This window comes from Phormidium sp. CCY1219 (assembly GCF_035615515.1).
Taxonomy (GTDB): domain Bacteria; phylum Cyanobacteriota; class Cyanobacteriia; order Cyanobacteriales; family Laspinemataceae; genus CCY1219.
The window spans coordinates 1-5,693 of sequence record NZ_JAJENT010000243.1 but is presented as its reverse complement, the minus strand read 5'-3'; the positions used below and the strand labels follow the sequence as shown (position 1 = coordinate 5,693).

The following is a 5,693-nucleotide window of genomic DNA, read 5'->3' as shown; positions in this document are numbered from 1 at the left end:
GGCGACTAAAGTCGCCGTTCGTTTTTCATCTACGTTTTTTAAAACGTAGCTTTCAAACTCTCGTCCTTCTTTCGTAATGACTCCATTTCGTGCTCAGGCCCCCGGAGAGGATTGGGGGGCAAATTACGCGATGGCATTGCGGGGGTCACACACCCTACGGGGCGGTAGCTTTCATTTGATAAAAGCTCTAGGGGGTGTTGTCTGCTGAAGCTCCCATTTTTAGCCAACTAAATACCTGCTCGACGGTGAGGTTTAGCTCGATTCCTTCTAGTACGGGAAGAGTGTCGTTCTGTTCCAAGAGTCTGGGTTGGCCTTCGCGGAAAAATACCAGAATGCTGCGATCGTCTGGGTCGAGAAACCAACCGAGTTGGCTACCCCGTTCGATACAGTAGAGGATATTACCAATCACTTTGTTGGGTTTTTTTTCGGGGGAGAGAATTTCTATAATCCAATCTGGGGTGAGGTCAAAGCGATCGGGTACTTCCCCATCAGGAAGAAATGGAATCTGTTGCCACCGGAAGACGGCAATATCCGGAACGATAGAGCGATTTCCAAAACTGCACCGCAGTTCGGGAAAGGCGTAGGCTATTTTGTCATTTTTTGTGACTTGGTTAATGACGTTGCAGGTTTCGTACTGTAAACAACTGTGTCTTCCTTTTGGCATGGGTTTTTGGATGATTTTTCCGTCGATGAATTCACTAGCAGGTTTGGTTTCTGGCTGTTGGAGGAATTCTTCTAGGGTGAGAGATTTTTCGGCAGTAGCAGTCATCGGTGTCAACCTAGTTGGTGAGCTTTATTTGTAATTTTATCGGGCACGATCGTCAGTTGGGTAGTGGGTAGAGTGGGCAGGGTCGCTCGCTTCCAGTAAAGGAAGCGACTCATTCTTACCACCCTGCCTACCCTACGAAGGAGACCGATCCTATAAAACGGCGATCGCTATCTCTATTTTATTGGGATGCCTATCAACGTTCTCCTGGCGGTCTTCGTTCTAACTGACCTAAGACAATTAGGCTTTCCAAATCCTCTAATGCTCCAGGCAAATATTGGGCGATCGCCTGTTTAACTTCGGCAATTTCATCGGGGTTTGCCGCGCCCATCATCCGACTCACATCACTCAAATCTTGGGTTCGTGCCGATTGTAATTTCATCAGAACTAGATAGGGTAAGGCAATAATGGGCAAGCCATTTGGAGCTATGTTCGGAGTAGCGATCGCTTCGGGAACCCAATCCGCATTTAATTCGAGGACATCGAGAGAAGTTCCATCCGGTAATTCCCACTGACTCCTTGGAAGGGCTAATTCTCCAATTTTTTGACTGCCTGCTTTTGTTAGTTCTGCATACAGGGATTTTGCATCTCGAACGCAAACTAAAATATCCAAATCTAAAGTCATTCGTTCCGGCATATAAAGCCGGGTGGCAATCCCACCCACGATCGCAAATGGAGTTTTAGTAACGATTGCTTTAATATCGGTCACGGGATAAGTCCAGGTGCGTTTGTTGAGAAAATCCAGACCGCTACCCGTCCCCGGCTGAACTCGTTTCATCACCAGAGTAATGAATTGTCTTCGCCGTTGAGCGTTTATATCAATTTGGGTGTTAAAGGTCATCAGATAGGGATGGAGATTTACATATAATCTGCATTATAGGGGTCTCTACCAAAACCCGTAGGGACACAGCAGTGCTGTATCCCGATCGCGATATTCTTTCTGTGTGCTGTCTGTCCGACTCGTTATGAGCGATCGCAATTTACGGCATTTGGTGTCTAGCAAAATGGGTCGCACAATTTATTGCCATTGCTGTGGGTCAATGTTGCGAAAGCAGGCGGTATTGGCCTCAAATTCCTTGGCTTTTTTTTGGCTCCAAGCACCAGCTAATTCGCTCAGGTCTTCATGTCGCTGGTAGAGGGGTTTTTCCGGGCTGACACCAACACTGCGATCGAGCAGACGCAGAACTAAGGCATTGACGCTGGTGTTTTCTTTTTTTGCCAGTGCTTTCAGCTTGGAGAGGGTTTCCGGTTCAATTCCTCTGACACTGATATTAGCCATGTTAGAAGCTTTGCTATCATTGTGCTTTCATCTCACGATAGCATAAAACGCCGAATAAAGCGGCTTTGCGATCTTCCAATCTTGGCTTACCTGACGACTCAAATAAACCTCAGCTTTGCTCGATCGAGGACTAGGCAATACCCTGTCCTCTGCGAGGATGCGATCGCTTTTCATCTATAGTTTTAACCTTCGGGCGTAAACAAGCGATCGCCCATCCATACCTCTGTTCCCGATAAAAGAGGACACAGCAGTGCTGTGTCCCTACCAGGTATATCGAGCGATGTTTTAGAAAAACGGTATCATTTTCACAGCCTCAGAACTTTTTCGTTCTAGTGCTAGAATCTAGGCGTTGTGCCGAGTCCGGAGGTGGCTATGGAAGCGCTACGAATCATTACCAAACCCGTGAATGGTCAACTGGTTATCGATCTACCGCCTTCTTTAACCAGCGATCGCCAATATGAAGCGATCGTCCTCCCAGTCATGTCCGAGGATGCCGTTGCCACTCCAAGACGTCGCCAGCCTTCTCAAAAACTAGCGGGTACAGTTCGCCTACTTGACGATCCGATCGCACCGGCCACCCCTGACTCAGATTGGGAGTTCTCCTGAATGTTGTTAATGCTCCGTCGTTTTACTTAACTGAGAAAGCTCCCTAACCCGCATGGCAATTTCAACTTTGCTCTGTCTGAGCAATTCTATCTCGGATTCGGTCAATTGTCGGGGTTTTGAGCAAGTAACGTGCTTCAGACTCTGTAAGGCAGTCAAAGTTGAAGCCGAATCGGTTTTGCCACCATTGTTCAAGTTCGCATCCATGTTTTAACCTCAGTGCATTTAGACTGGTTTCTGTTAAAGCGAGATTGGCTGAATAAGGTTTGCCCGTTAGGACTGTTGCACCCATGACCTTTCCTGCGCCCTGAATAATATGAGAGCGTAGGTTGGCGAGGGTTCCACCTTGTCCTATAAAGTCGTCAACTAAAAGATAACATTTGTCTGGGATAACTTTTCCCTCAAACTTAGCTTGTCGGGCAAGAGGAGAAAACCCATCGGCTCCTGTATGGGCGACAATATTCGTTTGAACGATGCTGCTGTCGGCCCGCCAATGTAATTTCTGAGCTAGGCAATTGGCTAATGCTTCAGGAATTGCGTTCACACCGATATTCTCAATCGCGTGGGCTGAAACTAATGTCACCTGGGTGCCCTCAAATGTAGATGCCAACTGCTCTACTACTTGTTCTGAAAGCATCTCATTCACCAACTGATAAGCAGCATCAGGGTCTCCTGATTTGGCTGCACGGTAGGCAAAATGCTTTTTAACTTCTAATTCTGGGGCATGAATCCATACCGATGGAAATTCATCCCAAGGAAATCGCACAACTGTCATTAGCCAAACAACCTCCACTGAATAGCCCCTGAGAAACCGGCTTTCTTGCCGGAATTCTAGCCAAACCCCCAATCTTTACGTCTAGAAAGCAGATTTCTGACCCGTTTCCCGTTCTCCCCTCAAATAAACCTCTCCTCCTATTATCCCCACCACCACAAGGGCTAAACCTATCCAACCACCAATCGCACCCCAAACCAGAATACTCCCAGCAATCAGCACAGTGACCCCAATATAGGTACTGGCAACTTGGGCGTGAGTCCAACCGGACTGCTGCAATCTTTGATACAAATGGCTGCGGTGGGCTTTGAAGATGTTTTCCCGGCGGATGAGGCGGCGGATGAGGGTATAGATGGCGTCGGCGGTGAGGGGGAGGGTGATGGCGAGGGCTGTCCAAGCTTGGATGGGATTGTCTGCGTTGAGGAGGGCGATCGCTATGGTTGCGCCGAGGACGGTACTGCCCACATCACCCATAAAGATTTTCGCAGGAGACCAGTTCCACCACAGAAAGCCCAGGAGAGCCGCAACCAGGAGCCACCAGAGGGGTTGGTTGAGGTAGAGGGCGAGGAAGCCCAGTTGCACGGCGGTGACTCCAGCTACCAGACCATCGAGACCGTCCATGAAGTTGTAGAAGTTAATCAGGGCGGTGATGGCGATGAGGGTGAGGATGTAGGCGGTGAGTTGTCCGGTGATGCCGAAGCCAGTCAGCCAAGGTTGAGGGAAGGGGCCAAAACAGGCAACGGCGATACCGGCAGCAGCGAGTTGAATGAGGTAGCGGATAGATGCGGGGAGGTTGTGGCGATCGTCGAGGATACCGATGATGGCTAGGGGAGTCAGGATACTCCAAATTTGCAGTAGGAAGGGTTGGAGGGGGGTTAGGCGTAAGGTTTTGACTGGGGAGAGTTGGGGAAAGGAGTGGGAGATAATGGCGGTGAGGAGGGTGGTGGTGGCGAAGGCAATGATGAAGCCCAAGCCGCCGCCGCGTGGGGTGGGTTGGCTGTGGGAACTGCGATCGTTGGGGATGTCTAGGAGGTTTTGGCTGAAGCGTTGTTTGAGCCAGCCTGTGGTGAGGAGGCTGAGGATGAAGGTGGCAATCGATAGAATCAGGAGTCGCATGATGGACGAAGAGTTTGCTGGAGACCCTCATCTATCGTAAAGGGCGATCGCCAGTTTAGGGTATTGTGGATTTTGCTGCTATCAACGACTAGGGAACCGAGGAGGCGATCGATGGTGGGGGTGTTGAGAGGGAGCGATCGCGTTGCCGTAGGCGATCGCAATTTAATTTACGGCATGATGTCAGCGAGCGATCGCCCAAGGCGAAGGTTTTCAATATGGGCATTGCTCTGGGTCAATGTGTTTAAATTATGGCAAGCGACAGTATTATCAATCGGTATCTAAATTAAGCATTCAAAATCGCATCTTTAATTTCTGCTATAGTGACATCTTCTTGGTCGGATTTTGCATATATTAACAGTAGCCAAATACATTCAGGTGAAGATAACTGATAAATTAATCGGTATTCACCACTTTTGCCTGTCGGAATATCGCTATTTTTCGACCTAACTTTAAATATAGTAAAATCAGTACCAGCAATTTGTTGGCCGATAATTTCTCCGGCTTCTAAAGTCTCAATTATTGGTCGAACATCTTCCTGAATTTTACGATAACGTTTAGAGAGATCTTTGAAACGACGTTTAAAAGGTGCGGTAAAACGAACTTCTGCCATAATCAACTATCCAGGTCTTCCCATAATTGGGAAATCGGGTAAGTTTCTCCGGCTCTGGCTGCGCGAATAGACTCTTGTAAGTCAGCTAGAATCTGAGTTTTTGGCTCATTTTCATCAACGGAGCTGAGTCCACTGAGGGTTGAATAGAGTTCGACCGAGGTAATTTTTTGCAACAAACTGTTCCAAACTTCGATCGGAATAATTACTGCAGTTTTTTCCCCTTGGGCATTGGAAATATATTTAACTAGATTTTGAAGTTCGGAGATATTCATTGTATAGCCTCATTCATGAAAGTTGCAGAAGGGCAGGTTTTGGATGACGGTTCCTATGATTATATACCAATAAGTTTAATGTAGTCTAGGGTATCGCGGATTTTGCTGCTATCGATTACGAGGGAACCCAGGAGGCGTTCGCGTAGCGGCGCGAATGCGCTATCATTTGTTCCAAACAAAGTTGGGTAGGATTCTTCTTTGACACTCTGCGGCTCTTTTGACGCGCAGATTCTTAAGCAGTCCAGAAATGAACTCTTAAAGGCGTAGTCAAAGCG

At 48.0% G+C, this 5,693-nt stretch carries 10 protein-coding genes; 1 reads left to right on the top strand and 9 read right to left on the bottom strand.

Going from position 1 to position 5,693, the window contains the following annotated elements:
- Nucleotides 1-187 precede the first annotated feature (187 nt).
- From LKK83_RS02630 to LKK83_RS02620, 3 genes are all read right to left on the bottom strand, one after another.
- Complete coding sequence (locus LKK83_RS02630) at nt 188-769, bottom strand: Uma2 family endonuclease (RefSeq protein ID WP_324629246.1); 582 nt, start codon at nt 767-769, stop codon at nt 188-190.
- A 193-nt stretch (nt 770-962) separates the two neighbouring features.
- Nucleotides 963-1,607 (bottom strand): hypothetical protein, encoded by a 645-nt coding sequence (locus LKK83_RS02625; RefSeq protein ID WP_324629245.1) that lies wholly within the window; start codon nt 1,605-1,607, stop codon nt 963-965.
- Between the two features lie 177 nt (nt 1,608-1,784).
- Nucleotides 1,785-2,045 carry a hypothetical protein gene (locus LKK83_RS02620; protein WP_324629244.1) on the bottom strand — a complete coding sequence of 87 codons (261 nt, stop codon included), beginning with the start codon at nt 2,043-2,045 and terminating at the stop codon, nt 1,785-1,787.
- Nucleotides 2,046-2,417: 372 nt separating this feature from the next.
- Here LKK83_RS02620 and LKK83_RS02615 point away from each other — a divergent pair, with 372 nt between their 5' ends.
- Nucleotides 2,418-2,651 (top strand): hypothetical protein, encoded by a 234-nt coding sequence (locus LKK83_RS02615; protein ID WP_324629243.1) that lies wholly within the window; start codon nt 2,418-2,420, stop codon nt 2,649-2,651.
- 61 nt (nt 2,652-2,712) lie between these two features.
- Here LKK83_RS02615 and LKK83_RS02610 read toward each other — a convergent pair whose 3' ends face one another.
- From LKK83_RS02610 to LKK83_RS02585, 6 genes are all read right to left on the bottom strand, one after another.
- Nucleotides 2,713-3,423, bottom strand: a complete 711-nt coding sequence (locus tag LKK83_RS02610) for a phosphoribosyltransferase (RefSeq protein ID WP_324629242.1) — start codon at nt 3,421-3,423, stop codon at nt 2,713-2,715.
- Nucleotides 3,424-3,504: 81 nt separating this feature from the next.
- Nucleotides 3,505-4,536, bottom strand: a complete 1,032-nt coding sequence (locus LKK83_RS02605; protein ID WP_324629240.1) for an MraY family glycosyltransferase — start codon at nt 4,534-4,536, stop codon at nt 3,505-3,507.
- Nucleotides 4,537-4,624: 88 nt separating this feature from the next.
- A complete protein-coding gene (locus LKK83_RS02600; protein ID WP_324629238.1) occupies nt 4,625-4,759 on the bottom strand; it encodes a hypothetical protein in 135 nt (44 codons plus the stop codon).
- A 60-nt stretch (nt 4,760-4,819) separates the two neighbouring features.
- Nucleotides 4,820-5,146: a type II toxin-antitoxin system RelE family toxin gene (locus LKK83_RS02595; protein ID WP_324629236.1), complete on the bottom strand. Its 327-nt coding sequence runs from the start codon at nt 5,144-5,146 to the stop codon at nt 4,820-4,822.
- A gap of 2 nt (nt 5,147-5,148) precedes the next feature.
- On the bottom strand, nt 5,149-5,418 hold the full coding sequence (locus LKK83_RS02590) for a hypothetical protein (RefSeq protein ID WP_324629234.1): 270 nt from the start codon (nt 5,416-5,418) through the stop codon (nt 5,149-5,151).
- A gap of 59 nt (nt 5,419-5,477) precedes the next feature.
- On the bottom strand, nt 5,478-5,693 hold a 216-nt coding region (locus LKK83_RS02585; protein WP_324629233.1), incomplete at its 5' end, for a hypothetical protein.